The sequence below is a fragment of the Sphingobium sp. D43FB genome (genome assembly GCF_002312805.1).
GTDB lineage: Bacteria > Pseudomonadota > Alphaproteobacteria > Sphingomonadales > Sphingomonadaceae > Sphingobium.
The window spans coordinates 62,770-86,393 of the sequence record NZ_NMUA01000013.1 but is presented as its reverse complement, the minus strand read 5'-3'; the positions used below and the strand labels follow the sequence as shown (position 1 = coordinate 86,393).

Below are 23,624 nucleotides of genomic sequence, written 5' to 3'. Positions count from 1 at the left end.
CCTATGGGGCAGCACGGCGCGCTTTTTTGTTTGGGCGATTTCCTATTCGCGCCTTGATCCGCTAGAGCGCGGATGTGACACAATATCTTTCATGGATTCTTGGCGGCCTGCTGATGGCCGGAACCGCCCAGGCGCAAACCGATCAGGCGCAACTGGTCCGTCCCCTTGGCGCCGCCGACCTCAACAGCAATCTGGCGCGCCTGTCGGCCAATCCGCGCGACGTGGATGCGTTGATCGGGGCGGGGGAGGCGGCGCTGGCGCTGGACGATCCGCGCGCGGCGGCGGGTTTCTTTGCGCGTGCCGATACGATCACCAGCGGCAATGGCCGGATCAAGGTGGGGCTGGCGCGCGTCAATCTGAAGCTGCAGAACCCGGCGGAGGCGGTGCGGCTGTTCGATCAGGCGGGGCGGCTGGGCTTTGCCGACGCGACGATTTTGGCGGATCGCGGGCTGGCGCGGGACATGACCGGCGATCAGGCCGGGGCGCAGCGCGACTATCAGGCCGCGTTGCAGCGGACGCCCAATGACGCCGAACTGATCCGCCGCTATGCCGCGTCGCTGGGCATATCGGGCCAGGTGGCGGCGGCGGAGCGGGCTTTGGAGCCGTTGCTCTACAAGAGCGACCGGGCGGCATGGCGCTATCGCGCGTTCATCCTGGCGATGAACAACCAGCAGGCCGAAGCGCGCAAGGTGGCCGACCAGACCATGCCCGCGCAACTCGCGGCGGCGATCGTCCCCTATATGCAGAAAATGCCCTATCTGACCGCGCCGCAAAAGGCGGCGGCGGTGCATTTCGGGCAGTTCCCGGCGCAGACCGGCACGCGCATCGCGGCGATCACGCCGACCCCGCCAGCGCCCGGCACGCCGCAGGTCGTGGTGCCAGCCGCACCGGTTGCGGTCGCCGCCGCGCCGACCAATCGACCGCAAAGCGCGCGGGCCCGCCGCGCCGAACAGCAACGCCAGCGGCGCGAGGCTGCGCGCTTGGCCCGATCTGAAACGCCCGCCCGCGTGGCGATGGCACGGGCGCAGACGCAACGTCAGGCGATGCCGGCGGTTCAGCCCACGCCCACGCCCACGCCCACGCCCACGCCCACGCCCACGCCCACGCCGATGGTGCAACCTACGCCCGCGCCGCCCCCGACGCCGATGGTTCAGCCGACCCCAGGCCCTGCGCCAGCGCAGACGGCACCGGCGGCGGTTGCGCCATCCGTCCAGGCAAGCGCGCCGACCCCGGATCCAACGCCGCCGCCGGTGCGGCAGGCGAATGCGCCCGCTACAGCGGTGCAGGGGCCGCCCGCGCCGGGCTTCGAATCGGTAGCCACCGTCGCGCCGTCGCCTGCGCCGCAGACCGCGCCGCAGCCGGCCATGGTTCAATCCGTGCCCGCTGCGCCGCCGCAGCCTGATCCGGGGGCGACGCGGACGCTGGCCGACATCATTCGCGCGATCGACGTGCCCGAAGCGGAGCGACAGGCGCGTGTCGCTGCCGTCGATCTGGAGGAGATCGCCGCGCTGCAGGCGGCGCGCCGCGCCGAGCGGCAGGCCGCTGCCGACAAGGTGAAGAAGGCGGCGCTGGCCAAGGCCAAGGCGGAAGCCGACGCCAAGGCGAAGAAGGAAGCCGAAGAAAAGAAGAAGCTGGCCGACAATCCGTCGCGCAACTGGTTGCAGATCGGCATCGGGGCGAGCAAATCGGGCCTCTCCTTCACGCTCAATGCGCTGCGCAAAAAATATGACAGCCTGTCCGCGCAGGATGGCTGGAGCGCGAACTGGGGCCAGACCAACCGCCTGCTGGTCGGGCCGTTCCCCAACTTCGCGCGCGCCAAGGCGCTGGAGGACAAGATCAAGGCTGCCGGTGGCGATGCCTTTGCGTGGAAAAGCAGCGCGGGAGAGGTGGTCGAAAGGCTGGGCGGCCAGTAAGAGGACGTCCCATGACGATCCTTGCTTCCTATGCCTGCCACCCCGCCGCCAGCCGGGGACGGCTTCATGCCGAACCGGGCGGGGAGGTGCGCGGGCCGCGTGACATGTTCCAGCGCGACCGCGACCGCATCATCCATTCGATCGCCTTTCGCCGGTTGCGCCACAAGACGCAGGTGTTCGTGTCGCCCGATGGCGATCATTTCCGCGTCCGCCTGACCCACAGCCTGGAGGTCGCGCAGATCGGTCGTACCACCGCGCGCACGCTGGGGCTGAACGAGGATCTGACCGAGGCGCTGTGCCTGGCGCATGATATCGGCCATCCGCCCTTCGGCCATGCGGGCGAGGATGCGCTGGAAGTGGCGATGGAGGATCATGGCGGGTTCGACCATAATGCCCACACGCTGCGCACGCTGATGCTGCTGGAAAGCCCCTATCCGCGCTTCAAGGGGCTGAATCTCAGCTGGGAGATGCTGGAGGGGTTGGCCAAGCATAATGGGCCGATCGAGCATCCCGGCTGGGCGATGCGCGAACTGGATGCGCTGTTTCCGCTGGACCTGACGAGCCATGCCTCGCTGGAGGCGCAGTTGGCGGCGATTTCGGATGATATTGCCTATGACAACCATGACATTGATGATGGCTTGCGGGCGGGTTTGCTGACGCTGGAACAGTTGCTGGAGGTGCCGTTCGTCGCCTCATGTTGGGACCGGGTGCGGACCCGCTATCCCGACGTTCCGCAGGACGGCCTGCTGCGCGAACTGGTGCGCGAGCAGATCGGCGTGATGGCCAACGACCTGCTGGCGGCGACGCGGGCGAATATCGCGGAATCGCGGGTCGAAACGGTCGAGGATGTGCGCGCGCTGGGCCGCACGCTGGTCGGCTTCTCGCCGGAGCTGGCGGCGCAGGAGCGCGACCTCAAGCGCTTCATGTATGCCACGCTTTATCATCATCCAGAGCAAATGGCAGCGGCCGACCGGGCGCGGGTGGTCGTGACCGACCTGTTCCGCGCCTATCAGGAAGAGCCGGGCCTGATGCCGCCTGAATGGCGCGACGAGTGTGTGTTGGCCGAACCGGCGCGTAGTCGCCACATTACGGACTTCATCGCCGGGATGACGGACCGTTATGCCGAGAAGCGGCATGCGGAGATATTTGGGTAGGTTAGGGGGAAGGCTCATCCTTCTTCCGTTCGCCCTGAGCTTGTCGAAGGGCATTTCTGGCAGAAGGGAAGGGGGCTTCGACAGGCTCAGCCCGAACGGGGTGGGGTTGATGCGATAGGCGTAGCTTCCGACATGCTGCCCGCCGCAGCCATCCAGCCCCAAGGGGAGGATGATAGGCGATTGACGTGTCCTGTCCTTTGTCGCAATGCCTAGGACGTCTCCGGTGTCGAGGATTCGGCGCTGGGCATGATGCGGGAGAGCATGGGTGGCCTTTGAGGCCGTCCCCGTCGCCGAAGGAGCAACCGCCCCGGAATCTCTCAGGCCAATGGACCGCATCGCGCGCAAGGCACTCTGGAAAGCGGACGAGTTATCTCGTCCCACCGAAGGGGTAAGCCATGTGGCCGCAAGGCCGCTGGTCAAAGCTCTCAGGTTCCCGTGACAGAGGGGGTGACGAACAGAAGCGGTCCGGTGCGGGCCGGGCTGAACGTCGCTGCAACCCTCTCACGGAAAGGCCGTCCGATGACCGCCACCTATGACTCAAATGATGATGTAGCTACGCTCGAAGAGGCCTTGCCGCTTGAAGCGCTGCCGCTCGACGCCTGGCACCGTGCGCAGGGCGCGCGCATGGTCGGCTTTGCGGGCTATCATATGCCGATCCATTATGATGGCATCATGGCCGAACATAGCTGGACCCGCGAACATGCCGGGCTGTTCGATGTCAGCCATATGGGGCAGATCGGCTTTTCGGGTGAGGGCGTGGACGAAGCGCTGGAAGCGATGCTGCCAGCCGATATCAAGGGGTTGAAGCCCGGTCGCCAGCGTTATTCGATGCTGCTGGATCAGGATGGCGGCATTCTCGACGACCTGATGGTCGCGCGCCCGGCCGATGGGGCGTTCGATGGCGCGGCGATCTATATGGTCGTCAACGGCGCGACCAAATATGACGACATGGCCTGGATGATCGAGCATCTGCCCGACGAGGTCGTGATGAACCATATGGACGAGCAGGCGCTGCTGGCGTTGCAGGGGCCGGAGGCAGGCGAGGCGATGGCCGCGTTGGTGCCGGGGACGGCGGACCTGACCTTCATGCAGTGCGGCGCGTTCGACTGGAACGGCGTGGCGCTGTGGATCAGCCGGTCGGGCTATACCGGCGAGGATGGGTTCGAGATCAGCCTGCCTGCGGACGCCGCCGAGGGCTTTGCTGATGCGTTGTGTGCGCTTCGCCAGGTCAAGCCGATCGGCCTTGGCGCGCGGGATTCGCTCCGGCTCGAAGCCGGGCTGCCGCTTTACGGCCATGACCTGACGCCGGCGGTCAGCACGATTGGCGCGGACCTGGGCTTTGCGATCGGCAAGCGTCGGCGCGCGGAGGGCGGCTTCATTGGCCATGGCCGGGTGATGAAGGAACTGGCCGATGGCCCAGGCACCAAGCGCGTGGGCTTGAAGATCCAGGGGCGTCTGCCCGCGCGGGAGGGCGCGCAAATCTTTGTCGGTGACAATCTGGTCGGGGAAGTGACGTCGGGCGGCTTTGCGCCGAGCCTGGGCGCGCCGATCGCCATGGGCTGGGTCAGCCTGCCGCATAGCGCGCTCGACACCGCGCTGGAGATCGACGTGCGCGGCAAGCGCATCAGCGCGACGGTGGTGCCGATGCCGTTCGTGCCGCACCGCTATCGCCGCGCGACCGCCTAATTCTTGTTCCGACTTTTTGTGATCATGATTTTCAAGCAATCATTCCGGAGACTATCATCATGAGCCGTTATTTTACCGAAGAACATGAGTGGATCGACGTCGAGGGCGAGATCGCCACGGTCGGCATCACCGACTTTGCCCAGGAGCAATTGGGCGACATCGTGTTCGTCGAACTGCCGGTCGAAGGCGCGACCTTCGACAAGGGCGATGACGCCGCTGTGGTGGAATCGGTCAAAGCCGCGTCCGACGTCTATGCGCCGATTTCGGGTGAAGTGGTCGAAGCCAATGGCGCGCTGGAGGACGAGCCTGCGCTCGTGAACAGCGATGCCGAAGAGGATGGCTGGTTCTTCAAGCTGCGCATCACCGACATGAGCGAGCTGGAAGGGCTGATGACCGAAGCGGCGTATAAGAAGTTCGTCGCTGCGTTGTAATCAATCATAGCCCCTCCCCTTCAGGGGAGGGGTTGGGGTGGGGGCGTGCCCCTAATGCTGCGTCTGGCGGACATCCCCCACCCCCGGCCCCTCCCCTGAAGGGGAGGGGAGAAGGAGCAAGAAATGCGCTACCTACCCCTTACCGACACTGACCGGCAGGCGATGCTTGCCACCATTGGCGCGGCGTCGATCGATGATCTGTTCGTGGATGTGCCTGCCGAGGCTCGGCTTTCCGGCCAGATCGAAGGCCTGCCCGATCATGCCAGCGAATTGGCGGTCGAGCGGCATATGAGCAAGCTGGCGCGGCAGAATTTGTCGGCGGGGGAAGCGCCCTTCTTCCTGGGCGCGGGCGCGTATAAGCATCATGTGCCCGCCAGCGTCGATCATCTGATCCAGCGCGGCGAGTTTCTGACCGCCTATACCCCTTATCAGCCGGAAATCGCGCAGGGGACGCTGCAGGTCTTGTTCGAATTCCAGACGCAGGTCGCGCGCCTGCTGGGCTGCGACGTCGCCAATGCGTCCATGTATGATGGGTCGACCGCCTGCTGGGAAGCGATCGGTATGGCGCGGCGTATCACCAAGCGCGGCAAGGCGATCCTGTCGTCGGGCCTGCACCCCCATTATGTGTCGGTCGCGCGGACGATGGCGAAGTTCACCGGCGACGTGCTGGCGCATGACGCGCCGACGCTGACCGCGCAGACGGACATCGACGCGCTGATCGCCGCGATCGACAAGGATGTGAGCTGCGTCGTGGTGCAATATCCCGACATTTTGGGGCGGGTCGCCGACCTGACGCCGCTCGCCGATGCGGTGCATGCGGCCGGTGCGCTGCTGGTGGCGGTGGTGACGGAGCCGGTGGCGCTGGGCGCGCTGGTGCCGCCGGGCGAGATGGGCGCGGACATCGTCGTGGGCGAGGGCCAGTCGATCGGCGTCGGCCTGCAATTTGGCGGTCCCTATCTCGGCCTGTTCGCGTGCAAGCAGAAATATGTGCGGCAGATGCCGGGCCGCTTGTGCGGCGAGACGGTGGACGCGGCGGGCAAGCGCGGCTTCGTGCTGACGCTGTCCACCCGCGAGCAGCATATCCGCCGCGAGAAGGCGACGTCGAACATCTGCACCAATTCGGGCCTGTGTGCGCTGGCGTTCAGCATACATATGACCTTGCTGGGCGAACGCGGCTTGCGGGACATGGCGGGCCTTAATCACGGCCTGGCCGTGCAGGCCGCCGATCGGCTGGCGCAAGTGCCGGGCGTGACCTTGCTCAACGACAGTTTTTTCAATGAGTTCACCCTGGTCCTGACCAAGGATGCGCGCGATGTCGTGCGCAGCCTGGCCGACAAGGGCGTGCTGGGGGGCGTGTCGCTGGGGCGGCTGTTCCCCGATGCACCCGCGATCGGCAAGGGGCTGGTCGTCGCAGTGACCGAAACGGTGACGGCAGAGGATATAGAGGCGCTGGCCATAGCGCTTGAGGAGGAACTGGCATGAGCATCTCTCCTTATTCCGTTCGGGCTGAGCTTGTCGAAGCCCCGTCCTTCTATCCGAAGAAAAGTGCAGCCCTTCGACAAGCTCAGGGCGAACGGTTTGTGGTGAAAGGTTTGTTCGTATGACCATGCTCAAGGAAGGCCGTCCCACCACGCCGGTCGCGGTTGCGGACGCGCATATGGCTCCGGCGACGGCGACGGGTAATCGCGCGCTGATGCTGGAAGAGGCGCTGATCTTCGAGATCGGATCGACCGAGACGACCGGCGTCGATTTCGCGCCCGCGCCGAAGGTGGCGAGCCGTCTTGGCGGGCTGGAGCGCAAGGCGATCGGCCTGCCGGGCCTGTCGGAACAGGAAACGGTGCGCCATTATACGCGCCTGTCGCGGCAGAATTATGCCATTGACCTCGGCCTGTTTCCACTCGGTTCCTGCACGATGAAGCATAATCCGCGCCTGAATGAAAAGGTCGCGCGGATGCCCGGTTTTGCGGACCTGCATCCGCTGGCCCCGCAATCGACGGTGCAGGGCGCGCTGGCGGTGATCCATGAACTGGCACAATGGCTGGTGACGCTGACGGGGATGCATAGTGTGGCGATGAGCCCCAAGGCGGGGGCGCATGGCGAATTGTGCGGCCTGTTGGCGATCCGTGCGGCGCTGGAGGCGCGGGGCGATGCCCGATCGGTGGTGCTGGTGCCCGAAAGCGCGCATGGCACCAATCCGGCCACGGCGGCCTTTTGCGGCTATCAGGTTGAGGATATTCCCGCGACGCCCGAAGGCCGCGTCGATCTGGCGGCGCTGACGGCGCGGCTTGGCCCCGATGTGGCGGCGGTGATGATCACCAATCCCAATACGTGCGGCCTGTTCGAGCGCGACCTCAAGACGATTTCCGATGCCGTCCATGCGGTGGGTGCGTTTGTCTATTGTGACGGTGCCAACTTTAACGCCATCGTCGGGCGGGTGCGGCCGGGCGATCTGGGCGTCGATGCGATGCATATCAACCTGCACAAGACTTTCTCGACGCCCCATGGTGGCGGTGGTCCCGGCTCTGGCCCGGTGGTGTTGTCGGCGGCACTGGCCCCCTATGCGCCGCTGCCGTTCGTCGAAAAGCAGGGCGACCAGTTCGTCCTGATCGAGGAGGAATCCGCGCAGGACCATCATGGCGGCACCTTTGGCCGGATGGTCGCCTTCCACGGGCAGATGGGCATGTTCACCCGCGCGCTCGCCTATATCATGAGCCATGGCGCGGACGGGTTGCGGCAGGTGGCGGAGGATGCGGTCCTCAACGCCAATTATATCCTGCGCAGCCTGGACGATGTGCTGGACGCGCCGTTCGGCACCAGCGGGCCGTGCATGCATGAGGCGCTGTTCAGCGACAAGGGGCTGGCCGAGGGCTTCACGACGCTCGACATCGCCAAGGGGCTGATCGACGAGGGCTTCCACCCGATGACCATGTATTTCCCGCTGGTCGTCCATGGCGCGATGCTGATCGAGCCGACCGAGACCGAGAGCAAGGCGGCGCTCGACCAGTTCATTATGGCGCTGCGGTCGTTGGCGGAACGGGCCAAGGCGGGGGACGAAGCGTTGAAGGGCGCCCCCTATCATGCGCCGCGTCGCCGGCTGGACGAGACGCTGGCGGCGCGCAAGCCGGTGCTAACTTGGAGTGAACCGGCGCTGGCGCAGGCGGCGGAATGACGGTCTGGATTCCGGGCGAAGCGGACGGCGAAGCGTATAAGCGCCACGCCCCCGCGACGCTGCGGAACCGGGACGCAATATTGGCGGTGCTGCGCGCGGCATTGCCATCCACCGGGCGGGTGCTGGAAGTGGCGAGTGGCAGCGGCGAACATGCGGTGCATTTCGCCGCCGCGCTGCCCGCGCTCGACTGGCAACCGAGCGATCCCGATCCGGCCGCGCTGGCATCGATCGAGGCGTGGCGGGCGGAGGCGGGCCTGCCCAATTTGCGCGCGCCGATCCTGCTCGATGCAGCGGCTGACTGGCCGATCGACCGGGCGGATGCGATCTTGTGCATCAATATGACGCATATCAGCCCATGGGACGCGACAGTGGGGTTGTTCACGCAAGGCGCGCGGCTTTTGCCAAAGGGCGCACCGCTGGTCCTCTACGGCCCCTATTTTCAGGCCGATGTCGCGCCTGCGGCCAGCAATGTGGAGTTCGATGCCAGCTTGCGCGCGCGCGATCCGCGATGGGGCATAAGGGCGTTGGAGGATGTCGGGGCGCTGGCGACGGCGCAGGGTTTCGCGCTCGATCGCGTTCAGGCGATGCCCGCAAACAATCTGACGCTGATCTTCCGCCGCTCCTGACCTGCCGCTAGTCACAGCTTGCCAGAGCGTGGCCCTGCGATAGCTTCTCGCCTGATAAACAGGGCAAGGGAGGCAGGGTTAATGCAGAGCATGATGGTGCGGCCGGCCCATGTTCCGGCAGATCGGATCGTCGATTTCGACATTTTCGCGCCGCCCGGTGTCGAACAGGATTATTTCGCGGCGTGGCAATCGCTGGTGCGGGAGGATGGTCCCGGCGTCGTATGGACCAGCGCCAATGGCGGCCACTGGATCGCGACGCGCGGCGAGATTGTCCGGGCACTCTGGGCGGACAATGTCCGGCTGTCGAGCGAAGTGCTGGCGGTGACGCCGGGGCTTGGTGAGGTGATGCGTTTCATTCCGCTGCAACAAGACCCGCCGGAGCATCAGCCCTTTCGCATGGCGGTGATGAAGGGCTTTGCGTCGCGCTTCGTCGTCGCGATGGAGCCGCAGGTGACGCAGGTCGCGCGCGAATTGATCGACGGACTGATCGACCGGGGTTCGTGCGACTTCGTGGCGGATTTCGCCGAAATATTGCCGCTGCACATCTTCCTGACGCTGATTGATGTGCCCTTGTCCGACCGGCCGCGATTGCGGGCGCTGGGGTCGCAACTGACGCGGCCCGATGGGTCGATGACCGTCGAGCAATTGCGCGATGCGGCCGACGACTATCTCGCCCCCTATATCGCTGCGCGCATGGCCAATCCGGGCAACGACCTGTTCAGCCGCATCCTGTCCGAACCGGTCGAGGGGCGGGCATGGAGCGAGGATGAGGCGCGGCGCATGTGCCGCAATCTGCTGTTCGGCGGACTGGATACGGTGGTGGCGATGGTCGGCATGGTTGCGCTGCATCTGGCGCGCCATCCCCAGGACCAGGCCTTGCTGCGAGATCGGCCGGACTTGATCCCCGATGCCGCCGATGAATTGATGCGCCGTTATCCGACCGTTTCGGTCAGCCGCAACCTGGTGACCGATGTCGAGGTGGATGGCGTGACGCTGAAGGCGGGGGATATCATCTATCTGCCGAGCGTTCTCCATAATCTGGATCCGGCGAGTTTCGATGCGCCCGAAGCCGTGCGGTTCGACCGCAAGCTCAATGCGACGCGGCATACGACGATGGGCGTTGGCGCGCATCGCTGCGTGGGGGCGGGGCTGGCGCGGATGGAGGTGATCGTGTTCCTGCGCGAATGGCTGGGCCGGATGCCGACCGTTCGGCTCGATCCTGATCGCCCGGTGACGATGAAGGGCGGCAATGTCGGTGCCTGCACTGCGCTGCCCTTGCGCTGGGACTGATTGCCCCTCTTCATTTCGGGCGCGATCCGCTCTAAGGGCGGGCGAATGCCCAGCTCTCTTGTCGATCTTGTCCGTGCCGAACTGCTCCAGCCTGCCGATCCGCGCGCGGCGGCGATGGCGGGTGCGATCGCGGCGCGTTATCCGCAGGCGGCGCGGGCGGTGCTTTTCTATGGTTCGTGCCTGCGGGAAGCGAATCTCGACGGGCTGATGCTCGATTTCTATCTGATCGTGTCGGACTATCCGTCGGCCTATGGCAAAAGCTGGCTCGCGCGCGCCAATGCGCTGATCCCGCCCAATGTCTTTCCGTTCGAACATCAGGGATTGATCGCCAAATATGCCGTCCTGTCGGAAGCGGACTTTGCGCGGTTGAACAGTGTGGCGGCGGACAATGTCTCGGTGTGGGCGCGCTTTGCCCAGCCTGCGCGACTGTTGTGGGCGGCCGACGATCTGGCGCGGCAGCGCGCGATCGTCGCGGTGGCGCAGGCCGCGCCGACCCTGTTGTCGCTGGCCCGGCCGATGGCGGAAGAGAGCGACGACGTGCTAGACTTGTGGCGCTGCGGCTTCACCCTGACCTATGGGGCCGAATTGCGCGCGGAGCGGAAGGGGCGGTCGCTCTCGATCGTCGATGCCGATCCCGATCGCTACCGGCGGTTGGGCGAGGCGGCGCTGGGGCAGGGCCTGCCACCGTCGCCCGCCGATGCGCCGGGACGCTGGCGCGCGTTGCAGCAGCGTGGCAAACGGCTTTCGGTGTTGCGCCTGGCCAAAGCGAGCTTCACCTATGCGGGCGGGATCGATTATCTCGCCTGGAAAATCAATCGCCATGCCGGGACGGCGATCACCATCAAGCCGTGGCAACGGCGCTGGCCGCTGCTGGGCGCGGTCACTCTGCTGCCTGCGCTGTTCCGTTCCGGGGCGATTCGCTGAGTGCTTGGCTGAGCGCCTGGCCCAGCGCCATCAGCGTATAGGGTTTGCGCAGCACGGCATGGCTCGCGAAATCGGCGCTTTCGGTCATGTCGCCGGCATAGCCGGTCACGAACAGCACGGGGATATGGGCGTACGCGGCCGGCAGCGCCTTGACCATTTCCGGCCCGGTGAGGTCGGGCATCAGCACGTCGCTGATGATGAGGCCGATGTCGCTATTATGGGATAGCAGCCGGGCAGCCTTCGACGGATGATCGCAGGCGATCGGCAGATGGCCCAGTTCGCCGAGCGCCGCCATCGTCTGGTTAAGGACGCGCGGGTCGTCCTCCACCACCAGGATGCGGGTCGGCGGATGTTCGACGGGGCTTTGGTTGGCCTGGGCTTCCTGACCCAGCGCATCGGCGGCATCCCCGGTGCGGCGGGGCATGTAGAGATGGACGCTGGTGCCTTCGCCCGGTTGCGAGTCGATGCGGATTTCGCCCTCGCACTGGCGCACGAAACCGAAAATCTGGCTGAGGCCAAGGCCGGTGCCCTTGCCCACCGGCTTGGTGGTGAAGAAGGGTTCGAACACGCGGGTCAGCACGTCGGCGCTCATGCCGCAGCCGTCGTCGGTGACGGTCAGCGTGACATAATCGCCCGCCTGACACTCGCCAATCTCGTCGGCCGCCAGCGTCGCGCGGCCGGTGGACAGGGTCAGCTGGCCGCGCCCGTCCATCGCATCGCGCGCATTGACGCAGAGGTTGAGGATCGCATTTTCCATCTGATGCTGATCGACGAAGATGCGCCACCCTTGGGCATTTTGCGTGAAGCTGACGCGGATCTGGTCGCCGATGGTACGGTCGATGAGGTCGGCCATGCCCGACAGCAGCGCATCGGGATCGACGGCGCTCGGCAGCAGCGGTTCGGCGCGGGCGAAGGCGAGCAGGCGGCGGGTCAGCGCGGACGCGCGGCTCGCCCCCTCCATCGCATTGTCGAGATGGCGACCGGCTTCCTCCGGCTGTACCCGCATCTTGCGCTTGGCGAGTTCCAGTCCGCCGACGACGACCGCCAGCATATTGTTGAAGTCATGGGCAATGCCGCCGGTCAGCTGGCCCACGGCGTCCATCTTTTGCATCTGGCGCAGATGCTCTTCGGCCGCCTCGCGTTCGGTCGATTCCTGCTTCAACCGTTCATAGGCTTCGGTCAGTTCGGCGGTGCGCGCGCGGACGGCGGTGTCGAGCCGGTCGGCGCGTTCGCTTTCCGCTTCGGCGAGACGGCGCGCATTACGCCGGTCGGTCAGCGCACTGTTGGCGAACCAGGCGGCGAAGAGGACGCAGACGAGCAGGGCAAGTCCAAGCAGGCCGGACGTGCGACCCATCGTCTGGGTGCGGTCGCCCGCCAGCGTCACCGCCAGGCTGCGTTCGCGCAGGCGGGCATTTTCGGCCTTGATGACGATGTCGAGCAGGGCGGTGATACGCTTCAAGTCGCGCGAACTGCCGGCCTGATGGAAGCGGCCGAGCGCGCCGATCTTCTGCCCATAGGTCGTGCGCAGGGCGATGTCGTTCAGCGTCTTGGTGCGGTCGTCAAAGGCCCGTTGCAGCGCCTGCACATTGCCGCGCTGCCAGCCGCTGTGGCGCGTGGCATAGTGCAGCGCCTTCAACTGGCTGGCCGCACCGCGCCACTGGTCCTGAAACAGGCGGCCTGTGTCGGTGTCCAGGCTGATGACATAGCGGGCCAGCGTCACTTCGGCGCGGGCGGTGCGCGCTTCGAACGCGCGGGCGAGGGCGATGATGTCGAAGCTGCGCCGCTGCTCCACCAATGCCTGCTGATGATCGCGGGTGGCGTTGCTGGCGCTATAGATGAGCGCGCCGAGCGAGCCGATCAGCAGCAGGACGAGCAGCAGCGGCAGGGCGCGGCGGGCCATGCCGCGCCCGCCGCTGCGCTCTGTGTCCGTGAAGTCGCCCTGTGCCATCGATTTTCACACTAGCCCAACCGCACCGCCAGCGAAACAACCTAGCGCAATGGTCAGGCGATGGCCCCCGTCGCCTTGCCAGCGGCTTCGAACATTGTGATGATCTGTTCGACCTGTTCGTCGCTATGCTCGGCGCACAGCGAACAGCGCAGCAGGAAGGTGCCGGTCGGGGTCGCCGGAGGGCGCGCCATATTGACGTAGAGGCCGAGTTCCAGCAGCGATTGCCAGATGGCCACGGCTTGCGCCTGATCGGTCAGGATGACCGCGATGATCGCCGATTGCGGGGTCTTGGTGCCCAGCGTGAAGCCGAGATCGGTCAAGCCCTGGTGCAGCCGCTTGCTGTTCTTCCACAGATGCGCGCGCTTGTCGCTCGCATGCATCAGCTTGCGGATGCTGGTCGCGGCGGTGGCGACGACGCTGGGCGGCAGCGAGGCGGTGAAGACATAGGGGCGGCAGACGAGGCGCATGATTTCGAACTTGGGATGGTTGGAGACACAGAAGCCGCCGACCGTGCCGACCGATTTGGAGAAGGTGCCGACAACGAAATCGATATCGTCCTCGACGCCCTGTTCTTCATAGACGCCCCGGCCGTTGGGACCGAAGAAACCCATGCCATGGGCTTCGTCGACCAGGATCATGCAATTGGGGTGCTGGCGGATCGCGGCGACCATCTCTGGCAGCGGGGCGATGTCGCCCAGCATCGAATAGACGCCCTCCAGCACGACGAGCTTCAGCGCATCGGCGGGCAGGCGGGCGAGGCGCTTGGCCAGATCCTCGACGCTGTTGTGGCGGAAACGGACGATTTCGGCATCGCCCAGGAAGCAGCCGTCATAGATGGAGGCATGGCTGTCGGCGTCGAGGATGATATAATCGCCCTTGCCCGCCAGCGTCGAAATAATGCCGAGATTGGCCTGATAGCCAGTCGAAAACACCATCGCCGACGATGTGCCGTAAAATTCCTTGAGCGCATCCTCGACTTCGCGATGGCCCTGATAGGTGCCGTTGAGGACGCGGCTGCCGGTTGTGCCAGCGCCAAATTCGTCGAGCGCCTTCTTGCCGGCGGCGACCACATCGGGATCGAACGTCATGCCCATATAATTATATGTGCCGAGCAGGATGGTTTCCTTGCCCTTGATGATCGCGCGGGTGGGGGACAGCACCTGGTCCATCACGATCGAGAAGGGATCGCGCACGCCGGTCGCGAGCAGCGCTTCGCGCTCCGCGATCAGGGGATCGAATTTGGAAAACAGGTCGCGCGTGGGGGTGAGCGTTGCGGCGTCGGTCATGATATGGTCCTCAATCCGTTCGTGCTGAGTAGGGACTGAGCGAAGTCGAAGGCCCGTATCGAAGCATCTGTGCTCCGGCCGGTCCTTCGATACGCCATTTCGACTGCGCTCAATGGCTACTCAGGACGAACGGTATAAAATTAGTTAGGCGGACTTCAGCTTCGCTACTGCATCCATCAGCTGGCCGACCGTTTCGATCTCCGCCTGCATGTTCATGGTGATGAGGATGTCGAATTCATCCTCGATGGCGGCGACGAAATCCATCACGGTCAGGCTGTCCCATTCCAGGTCGCCTGCAAAGCTGGTGGTTTCGGTGAGGTCCACGCCCTTTTTGTTGAAGGGAGCGATCTGCGCCGCGACGCTGTCGAAAATTTCGGTGCGATCCGTCATTCTGGTCATTCTTTCCGTGAAAGCACGGCTTTTGCCGCCCGTGACAGCTCTTTGGCAAGGGAATAAGGCGGCAATCGGGCAGCATCGCGCCCGGAAATTGCGCGAGGGGCGCGGCGCTTAGCGGAAATTGTCCGCGTAGGCCTGCAATTTCAGTGTCTTGGGTGGGGTGGGGATGACGGTATAGGCGATGCCCTGCTTTTGGGCATAGGCGATGGCCGCTTCCTGCGACGGGAAGCTGAGCTTCAATTGCTGCTGCGTGTCGCCTGATCCTGCCCATCCGGTCAACGGATCGGGCGTCTTGGCTTGCGCGGGCGCATAGTCCAGCACCCATTTATGGGTCAGCGCCTTGCCAGACTGCATGGCATTTTTCTGGATCTGATAGATGCGCGCGTTCATCGCGAAGGACTCCGGTAAATCGTCCTGCTGCGTTGCACCACGGAGCGCGCGCAAGTCAAGACTTGCGGCGGGCATCTGCATTTTTGGTACGCAATGTGGCGCTGGCGGCGGTGGGATCGTCGGGCCAGGGGTGACGCGGGTAACGGCCGCGCATTTCCTTGGCGACGTCGCGCCAATTACCCGCCCAGAAGCCCGGCAGGTCGCGCGTGGTCTGGATCGGGCGGCCCGCGGGCGAGGTGAGCGAGAGGACAAGGGGAATGCGCTGATTACCGACGGTCGGATGATCGGCGAGGCCATAGAGTGCCTGCACCCGCAATTCGACGCGCGGGCCGCCTTCGGCCGCATAGTCGATCGCATGGGTGCTGCCTGCAGGCGAGCGGAAATCGGGTGGGGCGAGTCGGTCGAGCTGTTGCTTGCCGTCCCAGCCGATCAGGCCTTCCAACACGGCGGACAGATGCGCGCGGTCGATGTCGGACAGGCGGCGCTTGCCCGCCAGGAGTGGGGGGAGCCAGTCGTCGAGGCTGGCGAGCAGCGCTTCGTCGGAAAGCGCTGCGATCCCGGCGAAGTCGGCGCGCATCCGCAGCGAACGGGCAGCCTCCGACCAGGGGAGGAGGGCAAGGCCACCCTGCCGCACGCCATCGATCAGCGCGGCGACCACGGCTTGCGGGTCGGGGCTGTCGTCGGAGCCGGAGGAGAGGCGCACCGCGCCCAAGCGGCGTTCGCGCAACGCTTCGATCCCACCATTGGCGGCACGAAAGCGGACGGTACGGGTCGTCGCGATCCGGTCTGGGAAGAGGGCCAGCACCGCTTCTTCGCTGATCGGCGCGGCGGACAGGATGCGCGCGCCCGCCGCGCTGCCCTGCACTTCGCCCACGGCCAGCCATGGTTCGCGGGCGAGGGGCGAGAGCGGGTCGAGCCGGAAGCCGCGCCCGCCGACGCTGGTCCAGTCCGCGCCATCGGCGGAGCGGCGTTTGGATACGCGATCGGGGAAGGCGACGGCGAGGCAGAGGCCGACATGGTGGTCGATAGAAGTAGCACCCACCCCAACCCCTCCCTTTGAAGGGAGGGGCTTAAGAAGGTTCGCCCATCTCTTTGCCAAGCCGCGTCCCGCGTCCGCGCGTTTGCCGGTTTCGCGGCGCCAGCGCTGGAGGCGCTGGGTGAGGTCAGTGTCCTGGCCGCCGATGCCGCGTTCGCCGAGCAGGACGGCGATTTCAGCGGCGGTCTGGGCGAGACCCATTTCTCCCGCGCGCACCAGCATATGGGCGATGCGCGGGCTGAGCGGCAGTTTCGCCAGCGCCTTGCCATGGGGGGTGATGCGGCCGTCGATGTCGAGCGCTTCGAGGGCGGTCAGGCGGGTGCGGGCTTCGGACAGGGCGGCGGGCGGCGGGGGATCGAGCCAGCGTAGCGTCGCGGGATCGTTTACGCCCCAGAGCGCGCAGTCGAGCAATAGGCTGGAGAGGTCGCTTTCCAATATTTCCGGCGGGTCGAAGGGGGGCATCCCCGCGTTTGCGGCGGCTTCCCACAGGCGATAGGCGACGCCGGGCCGCTGGCGCGCGGCGCGACCGGCGCGCTGGGTGGCCGACGCTTGGCTCGCGCGTTCGGTGACGAGGCGGGTTACGCCGGCGGCCCGGTCGTAGCGGGGGCGGCGGGCGAGGCCGCTGTCGACCACGATCCGCACGCCGTCGATGGTCAGGCTGGTTTCGGCGATGGAGGTGGCGAGAATGACCTTGCGCACGCCGGAGCGGGACGGGCGAATCGCGGCGCGCTGGGCGGTCGGATCGAGCGAGCCGTGCAGCAGATGGACGTCGAACGGGCCGCCGTCGATCCGCTCCGCGGTCCGTTCGATTTCGCGCACGCCGGGCAGGAAGGCGAGCAGGTCGCCTTCGGCTTCCTCGCTGATCGCGCGGCGGATGGCGGCGGCCATTTCATCCTCGATCCGCTTTTCGGCGTTGCGACCGATATGGCGCAGGTCCAGCGGCTGGATGCGGCCCTCGCTCTCGATCACTGGCGCGTCGCCCAGCAGGGCGGCGAAGCGCGCGCCGTCGAGCGTGGCGGACATGGGCAGGATGCGCAGATCGGGGCGCAAGGCTTCCTGCGCGTCGAGCGCGAGGGCGAGGCCGAAATCGCTGTCGAGGCTGCGTTCATGGACCTCGTCGAACAGGACTGCGGATATGCCCGCCAGTTCGGGGTCGTCCTGAATGCGCCGGACGAAGATGCCCTCGGTCAACACGAGCAGGCGGGTGCGGGCCGATTGCTTGCTGTCCATCCGCGTCGCATAGCCGACCGTGCCGCCGGGCTGTTCGCCCAGCATTTCGGCAATCCGCTCGGCCGCGGCGCGGGCGGCGAGGCGGCGGGGGGAGAGCAAGAGTATCTGTCCGCTGCACCAGGGCTGGTCGAGCAGGGCTGGGGCCACCGCCGTCGTCTTGCCCGCGCCAGGCGGGGCGACCAGCACGGCGTTGCTGCCGGTGCGTAGCGCAGCCAGCAGGTCGGGCAGGACGTCGTGGATCGGCAGGGCGGTCATGGACTGTGCTGTTGCGTCAATCGGCCGTCTCCGCAACCCCGCTGCGGGCTAATTTCCATTGGAATTATAGTGTTCCCCGGCGCAGGCCTGGGTCCAGTCCCACGCTCCGAACTGGGCCCCGGCCTGCGCCGGGGAACAGGTGCCGTCTAGCCGAACAGGTAGATGTGGATCGGGTTTTTGGGGTCGATCAGCATCTTGGTGGTCAGCGCCAGCGACATGATGATCAGCAACGGCTTGATGAGCGTCGAGCCAAAGCGCATCGCCAGGTGCGAGCCGATCTGGCCGCCGATGATGCTGCCGATCGCCATGGTCAGGCCCGCGATCCACAGCACATGGCCGCCCGCGACCATGGTGAGCAGGCCCGCGACATTGCTGGCGAAATTGGCGGCTTTCGTCTGCGCGGTGGCGCGCAGGATCGACAGGCCGCCCAAGGCCAGGAAGATAGTGGTGTAGAAAGCGCCCGCACCCGGCCCGAAGAAGCCGTCATAAAAGCCGATGACGCCGACCAGGCCGCTGAGCGCCCAGATGCCGACGCGGGCGTGCCGGTCTGCATCGCCGAGCTTGGGCGAGAAGGTGAAATAGGCGGCGATGATGATCAGCAGCGCGGGCATCAAGCCTGCGAGGATCGAGGGATCGACTCGTTGCAGCAGCCATGCGCCACCGACCGAACCGATGAAGGCGGCGATCACCGGCCCTTTATAGGTTTTGAGGTCCATATGGCCGCGCCGGGCATAGGCAAGGCACGCGCCGAAGGTGCCGAAACAGCTTTGCAGCTTGTTGGTCGCGACCGCCTGCACCGGGGGGATGCCCGCCGCCATCAGCGCGGGCAGGGTGATGAGGCCGCCGCCGCCCGCCATCGCATCGATACAGCCAGCCATCAGCGCGGCGGCCATGAGGAAAGCGATGGTTTCGGGGGTCAGGATCATGGGCTGCTTGGCCTGCCAGCCTCATCCCGTTCGGGCTGAGCCTGTCGAAGCCCTGTACTTTCTCAAGGAAGGCCCTTCGACAAGCTCAGGGCGAACGGGGTGTGTTGGGTTGGACGAAATACTGGCCCGAACCCTCAATAGGCGCGCAGGGTGGCGAACTCCACCGCTTCGGTCAGCGCGGCTTTGGCCTTGCCATTGTCGAACATGCCGAGCGCGTCGATCGCGCGCTGGCCATAGTGGCGCGCGCGGGCGAGCGTGTCGGCGATCGCGCCGGTGCGGCGCAGCAGGCCGGTGGCGTGGGCGAGATCGTCGTCGCTGATCTTGTGGCCCGCAATCGCGGCTTTCCAGAAGGCGCGATCTTCGTCGCCGCCGCGCGCATAAGCGAGGATGACGGGCAGCGTCACCTTGCCATCGCGGAAATCGTCGCCCGCATCCTTGCCCATGGTCGCGCCGTCCGATTCATAATCGATCGCGTCGTCGATCAACTGGAAGGCTATCCCTAAGTTGCGGCCATAGACGTCGAGCGCATGCTCCTCCTTGTCATCGCGGTCGGCGACCACGGCGGAGATGCGGCAGGCGGCGGCAAAGAGCGCGGCGGTCTTGGCGCCGATAATGTCGAGATAATGGTCTTCGCTGGTGTCGATATTGCGCTGGGCGGTCAGCTGGTTGACTTCGCCCTCCGCGATTACGGCCGAGGCATTGGCCAGGATCTTCAACACCTTGAGCGATTCTGCCTCGACCATCAATTCGAAGGAGCGGGAGAAGAGGAAGTCGCCGACCAGCACGCTGGCGCTGTTGCCCCAGATGATGTTGGCGGTCTTGCGGCCCCGGCGCAGGCCAGAGCCATCGACGACATCATCATGCAGCAAGGTGGCGGTGTGGATGAATTCGACGGCGGCGGCGAGCTTGTAATGGCGGCTGCCCGCATAGCCGACCAGGTCGGCGCAAGCGAGCGTCAGCATCGGCCGCAGCCGCTTGCCGCCGCCTGCGATCAGATGGCCTGCGAGTTCGGGGATCAGCGGAATGCGCGATTGCATCCGGTCCAGAATCACGGCGTTGACCTGGTTCATGCCGTCGGCAACCAGATTCATGATGGGGGCCAGCGATGGCGCGCTCTTGGCGCGGCCGATCGGGTGGACGTTACCGGGGGCGGGTGCTGTCATGACAAGCGCCATGTGGCGGTGCAAAAAGCTAAAGGCAAGCGGGAATAGCTTGCCTGTAGGGCCATATGGCGCAAAAAGCCTGCGAGTGGAACCAAAGGAGCATCCCGTGACCGACATGCTGCAACGCTATCGCGAAAGCATCGACAATATCGACGCGGCGCTGGTGTTCATGCTGGCCGAACGGTTCAAGGTGACCCAGGCGGTGGGCGAATATAAGGCGACCCATGCGCTGCCCCCCGCCGATCCGGGGCGGGAGGAGCGGCAGGTTGCCCGGCTGCGGCAATTGGCGCTCGACGCGAAGCTGGACCCGGATTTCACCGAGAAATTCCTGCGCTTCATCATTGATGAAGTGATCCGTCATCATGAGCAGTTGCGGGACGGCTGATCCCCTGCGCGGCGGTCAATCCGCCGGGTAGCTTTCATGCCCGGCATTGGGCCAGAGGAAATTGGTGTAGGTCAGCATGGTGGAGAAACTCTCCGACCGGACCTGATGCCACCAGCCGATGGGAATGAAGAGCAGGTCGCCGGGCGTCAGCACCAGATCATAGCGCAAGATGTCGCGTGCCGCGGGATGGGCGGCCAGTCGCGCGGGGTCGGTCACGTCATGCACGTCGCTGAACACATGGCGGCGATGGGCCAGGTGCCTGGTCTGCGATGGCGGGATCAGGACGATGCGCTTGGTGCCGGTCAGTTGCGCCAGCAGATTGTTGGTGAGGTCGAAATGGAGCGGGGTGAAGGCGCCCTCGCCGCCGATCCACAACATGCCGGGTGCTGGGGTCAGATAAGCATCGATCGTGCCGAGATCGGATTGCAGCGGGGCAAGCGCGGGGCCGTTCGCCGCGCTATTATAAGCGGTGAGATAGGCGTCGTTGCCGCCATCGCGCACCAGGTCGATAAAGGCACGGAACGGGCCGCGCTGGCGGTGGCGGTCCTTCATCAGTTCATAGTCGCCAGCGGCGGTGCGGCCGCCCTGATATTCCACGGTCGCGTCGCCCACCGCATCGGCCAGATAGTCGGGCGTCCAGCGGGTGAGGGCAGGCCAGTCTGCCAGCGCACCCTTGATCAGCACCGGGCGTCCGGTCGCGTAGAAGCTGTGCAGGAAATCCTCGCTCGACAGATTTTCCGCCGTCAGCAGGCCGGAGGCGTAGGGAGACAGGGCGCGTTGCCGCTCCATCACGTCGAGCAGCCATTCGCGGCGGCGCAGCGTGCGGGTGAGATCGGGCGCGGGTGGCGCGGTCTTGGGCGGATCCTTGATCGCGTCGAAGCCGGTCTGTCGCAAGGCCATCTGCATCCGCATGTCGACCGGCGGGAAGGGGCGGGAGGGGGGAGGTTTGGCCATATTGTCCCTTATCGCCCGATCATGACGGGCCTGTTGCAGACGATGACAATCAGGTGACGGTTTCGGCGGGGTCGGCACCGGGCGGCCGCTTGCCGCGCGAACGGCCGAGCAGGACACCGCCCAGCGCCAGGGCAAAGCCGATCAGCTGGATCGGGCCGAGCCGTTCGTTGAACAGCAGCCAGGCTTCGATCGCGGCGAGCGGGGGAACGAGGAGGAGGAGCATCGACATGGCGGTCGGTCCCTGATGCCGCACCAGCCAGACGAGCAGGCTGAGGCCCGCGGCGGACAGGCCGAAGATCGACCAGCCAAGGCCGAGCCACAGGACCGGGTCATTGTCCCAACGCCATTCGCCCACGATCAGCGTCGCGGCGATGGCGACCAGCGCGCCGCCCGCATTCTGGACTGTGCCCGAAATCAGGATCGGGTCGCCCGCGATCGCGCCGCGCTGGATGAGCGTGCCGCCGGTCATGCCGATGACAGCGACGATTCCCGCGACCGCCGGGATCAGGCTGATCGAGCCTGCGCCGCTGCGCAGGATGATGGGCAGGAGGACGCAGGCGACGCCTATGATGGCGATGGCGAGGCCGGTCCAGGCGCGGGCGGGCAACCGGTCGCCCAGCAGCGCCACGCTGGCGACCGCGACCATCAGCGGCTGGAGCGATCCGAGCAGCGACATGACGCCTGCGGGCATACCATGGCTGACCGCCCACCAACTGACCGTCAGATAGACGCCATGCAACATCGCGCCAGCGCCCAGATGTAGGGCGAGCCGCCGCCCGCGCGGCAGTGCCTGCCGGGCGTAGAGCGCTGCGCCGCCGAGCAACAGTGTCGTGAGGGTGAGGCGGATCGCCAGCACCAGTTCGGGCGCGCCATGCGGCACGACGGCACGCGCGACGATGAAGCCGGTGGACCAGATGAGGACGAACAGGATCGAGGCGACGAGCGCGAACATGACGCGCCTTTGGCGCAACGGCAGTCTAATGTCGAGCGAGCGCAGGCCGGGAATGGGCGCGCCCTAAGTCGTCCATTTTCCTCCAACGCGATAATGGCGACGGGGACTATCGGCCGGTCTGGGGCATCCAGATCAGGGGCGATGGCGGCGGGTTGCAGGCACGCGGCGCCTTGGGCGTGCAGGTGCGGGCGCGATCCCGGTTCGATTTTTGCGCATACCAGTGGAGTTGCCCCTGCGCGGGGCCGCTTACGCCATTCTGGCGGACGGTTGTCGAGAGGGTCGTGGCGTCGTCCAGGCCCTTGGGGATAGCGATGGCAGCTGCCTTGGCAGGTGTGCGGGCGGAAGCGAGCATCGGGGCGCGCCACGGTGCGGTATCGAGTGTCGCCGGATCGAGCGCTAGTTCCTGGCGATCCTTGGCTGATGGCACAGCCCGGACATGCATGGTTCCACCGCGGCCCTCTTCGTCGATGAATGTGGCCGACGGCAGGTTGGGGATGGAGCCGCCACCTTTAATTTCGCTTCGCGAACGGGCCGTCGCAATCGATTTCGACACCCAGCCGCGTCCGTCGTAGCGGGCGGCGAACACGGCATTGCGGCCCCCGTCGCCATATTTGGTGTAGAGGATGAGGGGCTGGCCCGATGGCGCAATCGCGATCTTCGCGTTGTTGACCAGGCCTTTGCCTTCGCCAGGCGCATCGACGCGCTGCATGGTGCCGGGTGCCAACGGCCCCGTCGCGCTTTTGCCCCCGCTGCCGACCCACCAGGACCGGAAATCGGTGGTAGAGGCGTAGGTCACCGCAAAGTTAGTGGCCACGTCCGGCGTGCGGCGCCAGACCACTGTGACATGGAACCGGCCGTTCGAATCCTGGACGAAATCGCTGGGATAGGCGCTTACCGGGCCTTTTTCGTCCCGGTTGGCAAAGAGCGCGCCGAGATGCTGCCATTGGCCGTCCTGCCATCGGTTCAACCGCCATATGCCGTTGCCCGAACTGCCGTCGCGATACAGAAAGAGGAGATTGCCCCGGCTATCCTGCATGAAACGCGGATAGGTAACCGCCTTTTCGTTCCGGCCGGTCATGGGCAGAAGCCGCAGCTTGCCAAGGTCGTTGACCGGGCCACGCGCATAGACGAGCGCGCTATCATGCATGTTGCCCGACACATGGATCTGGTCGTTGCGGTCGATGGCCACGACCAGCGCATTATGCGCGTCCCAGCCAGCGAAGCGCGATTCCAGCCTTTGGCTGCACCGTTTGCCGGAGCGTGGATCATAGGTCGCGACCGTCAGATAGCGTTCGGGATCATAATAAGCGACGACGAGGCGGCCATCGCGAGTCGTGGCTGACCCGGCGCCTGTACTGACGCCCGCCCAGGTTTCACCCACGGTTACGGTGTTGGAACCGGATTGCGGGCTGATCACGGCGCAGTTGGACGCCGACTGCGCGCCGGAGCCACAGGCGGCGATCGCAAAGGCGACAGCAACGGAAAGGGGGCGGAGCTGGCGCATCATGCT

Annotated in this window: 20 protein-coding genes and 1 riboswitch; of the genes, 10 read left to right on the top strand and 10 right to left on the bottom strand. The window is 65.8% G+C overall.

The annotated features are described in order from the left end of the window. Window positions 1-113 precede the first annotated feature (113 nt). The 9 genes from SxD43FB_RS12845 (at window position 114) to SxD43FB_RS12805 (ending at window position 11,193) form a co-directional block, all read left to right on the top strand. Window positions 114-1,913 (top strand): SPOR domain-containing protein, encoded by a 1,800-nt coding sequence (locus tag SxD43FB_RS12845; RefSeq protein WP_096062562.1) that lies wholly within the window; start codon window positions 114-116, stop codon window positions 1,911-1,913. An 11-nt stretch (window positions 1,914-1,924) separates the two neighbouring features. Further along, window positions 1,925-3,067, top strand: coding sequence for a deoxyguanosinetriphosphate triphosphohydrolase (locus SxD43FB_RS12840; protein WP_096062520.1), 1,143 nt, complete (start codon window positions 1,925-1,927; stop codon window positions 3,065-3,067). 242 nt (window positions 3,068-3,309) lie between these two features. After that, a riboswitch (glycine riboswitch) is annotated at window positions 3,310-3,410 on the top strand. Window positions 3,411-3,586: 176 nt separating this feature from the next. Continuing rightward, window positions 3,587-4,753, top strand: a complete 1,167-nt coding sequence (gene gcvT, locus SxD43FB_RS12835; RefSeq protein WP_096062519.1) for a glycine cleavage system aminomethyltransferase GcvT — start codon at window positions 3,587-3,589, stop codon at window positions 4,751-4,753. Window positions 4,754-4,812: 59 nt separating this feature from the next. Beyond that, window positions 4,813-5,184, top strand: coding sequence for a glycine cleavage system protein GcvH (gcvH, locus tag SxD43FB_RS12830; protein WP_096062518.1), 372 nt, complete (start codon window positions 4,813-4,815; stop codon window positions 5,182-5,184). Between the two features lie 123 nt (window positions 5,185-5,307). Next, window positions 5,308-6,666, top strand: a complete 1,359-nt coding sequence (gene gcvPA, locus SxD43FB_RS12825; protein WP_096062517.1) for an aminomethyl-transferring glycine dehydrogenase subunit GcvPA — start codon at window positions 5,308-5,310, stop codon at window positions 6,664-6,666. 118 nt (window positions 6,667-6,784) lie between these two features. Further along, window positions 6,785-8,353 (top strand): aminomethyl-transferring glycine dehydrogenase subunit GcvPB, encoded by a 1,569-nt coding sequence (gcvPB, locus tag SxD43FB_RS12820; RefSeq protein WP_096062516.1) that lies wholly within the window; start codon window positions 6,785-6,787, stop codon window positions 8,351-8,353. After that, window positions 8,350-8,979, top strand: a complete 630-nt coding sequence (locus SxD43FB_RS12815) for a DUF938 domain-containing protein (RefSeq protein ID WP_096062515.1) — start codon at window positions 8,350-8,352, stop codon at window positions 8,977-8,979. The genes gcvPB and SxD43FB_RS12815 overlap by 4 nt, the downstream gene beginning before the upstream one ends. An 81-nt stretch (window positions 8,980-9,060) precedes the next feature. Then, on the top strand, window positions 9,061-10,269 hold the full coding sequence (locus SxD43FB_RS12810; protein ID WP_096062514.1) for a cytochrome P450: 1,209 nt from the start codon (window positions 9,061-9,063) through the stop codon (window positions 10,267-10,269). Between the two features lie 45 nt (window positions 10,270-10,314). After that, window positions 10,315-11,193 (top strand): hypothetical protein, encoded by an 879-nt coding sequence (locus SxD43FB_RS12805; protein ID WP_096062513.1) that lies wholly within the window; start codon window positions 10,315-10,317, stop codon window positions 11,191-11,193. Here the strand turns inward: SxD43FB_RS12805 and SxD43FB_RS12800 are convergent. The 7 genes from SxD43FB_RS12800 to SxD43FB_RS12770 form a co-directional block, all read right to left on the bottom strand. Continuing rightward, entirely contained in the window at window positions 11,150-13,141 is a 1,992-nt protein-coding gene (locus SxD43FB_RS12800) for an ATP-binding protein (RefSeq protein ID WP_096062512.1), read from the bottom strand. The genes SxD43FB_RS12805 and SxD43FB_RS12800 overlap by 44 nt on opposite strands. A 53-nt stretch (window positions 13,142-13,194) precedes the next feature. Next, the gene (locus SxD43FB_RS12795) at window positions 13,195-14,427 is read right to left on the bottom strand and encodes an aminotransferase class I/II-fold pyridoxal phosphate-dependent enzyme (protein WP_096062511.1); all 1,233 of its coding nucleotides are present in this window, start codon (window positions 14,425-14,427) and stop codon (window positions 13,195-13,197) included. A gap of 144 nt (window positions 14,428-14,571) precedes the next feature. Next, window positions 14,572-14,817: an acyl carrier protein gene (locus SxD43FB_RS12790; RefSeq protein WP_096062510.1), complete on the bottom strand. Its 246-nt coding sequence runs from the start codon at window positions 14,815-14,817 to the stop codon at window positions 14,572-14,574. 117 nt (window positions 14,818-14,934) lie between these two features. Continuing rightward, entirely contained in the window at window positions 14,935-15,213 is a 279-nt protein-coding gene (locus SxD43FB_RS12785; RefSeq protein ID WP_037480484.1) for an ETC complex I subunit, read from the bottom strand. Window positions 15,214-15,268: 55 nt separating this feature from the next. Continuing rightward, window positions 15,269-17,734: an ATP-dependent helicase HrpB gene (hrpB, locus tag SxD43FB_RS12780; RefSeq protein ID WP_096062509.1), complete on the bottom strand. Its 2,466-nt coding sequence runs from the start codon at window positions 17,732-17,734 to the stop codon at window positions 15,269-15,271. Window positions 17,735-17,880: 146 nt separating this feature from the next. Further along, window positions 17,881-18,660: a TSUP family transporter gene (locus SxD43FB_RS12775; RefSeq protein WP_096062508.1), complete on the bottom strand. Its 780-nt coding sequence runs from the start codon at window positions 18,658-18,660 to the stop codon at window positions 17,881-17,883. A 134-nt stretch (window positions 18,661-18,794) separates the two neighbouring features. After that, on the bottom strand, window positions 18,795-19,823 hold the full coding sequence (locus SxD43FB_RS12770) for a polyprenyl synthetase family protein (protein ID WP_037478643.1): 1,029 nt from the start codon (window positions 19,821-19,823) through the stop codon (window positions 18,795-18,797). A gap of 106 nt (window positions 19,824-19,929) precedes the next feature. Between SxD43FB_RS12770 and SxD43FB_RS12765 the strand changes: the two genes are divergently transcribed. After that, the gene (locus tag SxD43FB_RS12765; protein ID WP_037478645.1) at window positions 19,930-20,208 is read left to right on the top strand and encodes a chorismate mutase; all 279 of its coding nucleotides are present in this window, start codon (window positions 19,930-19,932) and stop codon (window positions 20,206-20,208) included. A 15-nt stretch (window positions 20,209-20,223) separates the two neighbouring features. Here SxD43FB_RS12765 and SxD43FB_RS12760 read toward each other — a convergent pair whose 3' ends face one another. The 3 genes from SxD43FB_RS12760 to SxD43FB_RS12750 form a co-directional block, all read right to left on the bottom strand. After that, the gene (locus SxD43FB_RS12760; protein ID WP_096062507.1) at window positions 20,224-21,162 is read right to left on the bottom strand and encodes a cupin-like domain-containing protein; all 939 of its coding nucleotides are present in this window, start codon (window positions 21,160-21,162) and stop codon (window positions 20,224-20,226) included. Between the two features lie 49 nt (window positions 21,163-21,211). Beyond that, on the bottom strand, window positions 21,212-22,114 hold the full coding sequence (locus SxD43FB_RS12755) for a DMT family transporter (protein ID WP_096062506.1): 903 nt from the start codon (window positions 22,112-22,114) through the stop codon (window positions 21,212-21,214). Window positions 22,115-22,220: 106 nt separating this feature from the next. Further along, the gene (locus tag SxD43FB_RS12750) at window positions 22,221-23,621 is read right to left on the bottom strand and encodes a BNR repeat-containing protein (RefSeq protein ID WP_096062505.1); all 1,401 of its coding nucleotides are present in this window, start codon (window positions 23,619-23,621) and stop codon (window positions 22,221-22,223) included. Between the last annotated feature and the right edge of the window lie 3 nt (window positions 23,622-23,624).

Excerpts from the sequence above, each read along its gene's own strand:
- SxD43FB_RS12845 (WP_096062562.1), top strand. The coding sequence starts at position 114 with ATGGCCGGAACCGCCCAGGCGCAAACCGATCAGGCGCAACTGGTCCGT.
- SxD43FB_RS12840 (WP_096062520.1), top strand. The coding sequence starts at position 1,925 with ATGACGATCCTTGCTTCCTATGCCTGCCACCCCGCCGCCAGCCGGGGA.
- gcvT (WP_096062519.1), top strand. The coding sequence starts at position 3,587 with ATGACCGCCACCTATGACTCAAATGATGATGTAGCTACGCTCGAAGAG.
- gcvH (WP_096062518.1), top strand. The coding sequence starts at position 4,813 with ATGAGCCGTTATTTTACCGAAGAACATGAGTGGATCGACGTCGAGGGC.
- gcvPA (WP_096062517.1), top strand. The coding sequence starts at position 5,308 with ATGCGCTACCTACCCCTTACCGACACTGACCGGCAGGCGATGCTTGCC.
- gcvPB (WP_096062516.1), top strand. The coding sequence starts at position 6,785 with ATGACCATGCTCAAGGAAGGCCGTCCCACCACGCCGGTCGCGGTTGCG.
- SxD43FB_RS12815 (WP_096062515.1), top strand. The coding sequence starts at position 8,350 with ATGACGGTCTGGATTCCGGGCGAAGCGGACGGCGAAGCGTATAAGCGC.
- SxD43FB_RS12810 (WP_096062514.1), top strand. The coding sequence starts at position 9,061 with ATGCAGAGCATGATGGTGCGGCCGGCCCATGTTCCGGCAGATCGGATC.
- SxD43FB_RS12805 (WP_096062513.1), top strand. The coding sequence starts at position 10,315 with ATGCCCAGCTCTCTTGTCGATCTTGTCCGTGCCGAACTGCTCCAGCCT.
- SxD43FB_RS12800 (WP_096062512.1), bottom strand. The coding sequence starts at position 13,141 with ATGGCACAGGGCGACTTCACGGACACAGAGCGCAGCGGCGGGCGCGGC.
- SxD43FB_RS12795 (WP_096062511.1), bottom strand. The coding sequence starts at position 14,427 with ATGACCGACGCCGCAACGCTCACCCCCACGCGCGACCTGTTTTCCAAA.
- SxD43FB_RS12790 (WP_096062510.1), bottom strand. The coding sequence starts at position 14,817 with ATGACGGATCGCACCGAAATTTTCGACAGCGTCGCGGCGCAGATCGCT.
- SxD43FB_RS12785 (WP_037480484.1), bottom strand. The coding sequence starts at position 15,213 with ATGAACGCGCGCATCTATCAGATCCAGAAAAATGCCATGCAGTCTGGC.
- hrpB (WP_096062509.1), bottom strand. The coding sequence starts at position 17,734 with ATGACCGCCCTGCCGATCCACGACGTCCTGCCCGACCTGCTGGCTGCG.
- SxD43FB_RS12775 (WP_096062508.1), bottom strand. The coding sequence starts at position 18,660 with ATGATCCTGACCCCCGAAACCATCGCTTTCCTCATGGCCGCCGCGCTG.
- SxD43FB_RS12770 (WP_037478643.1), bottom strand. The coding sequence starts at position 19,823 with ATGACAGCACCCGCCCCCGGTAACGTCCACCCGATCGGCCGCGCCAAG.
- SxD43FB_RS12760 (WP_096062507.1), bottom strand. The coding sequence starts at position 21,162 with ATGGCCAAACCTCCCCCCTCCCGCCCCTTCCCGCCGGTCGACATGCGG.
- SxD43FB_RS12755 (WP_096062506.1), bottom strand. The coding sequence starts at position 22,114 with ATGTTCGCGCTCGTCGCCTCGATCCTGTTCGTCCTCATCTGGTCCACC.
- SxD43FB_RS12750 (WP_096062505.1), bottom strand. The coding sequence starts at position 23,621 with ATGATGCGCCAGCTCCGCCCCCTTTCCGTTGCTGTCGCCTTTGCGATC.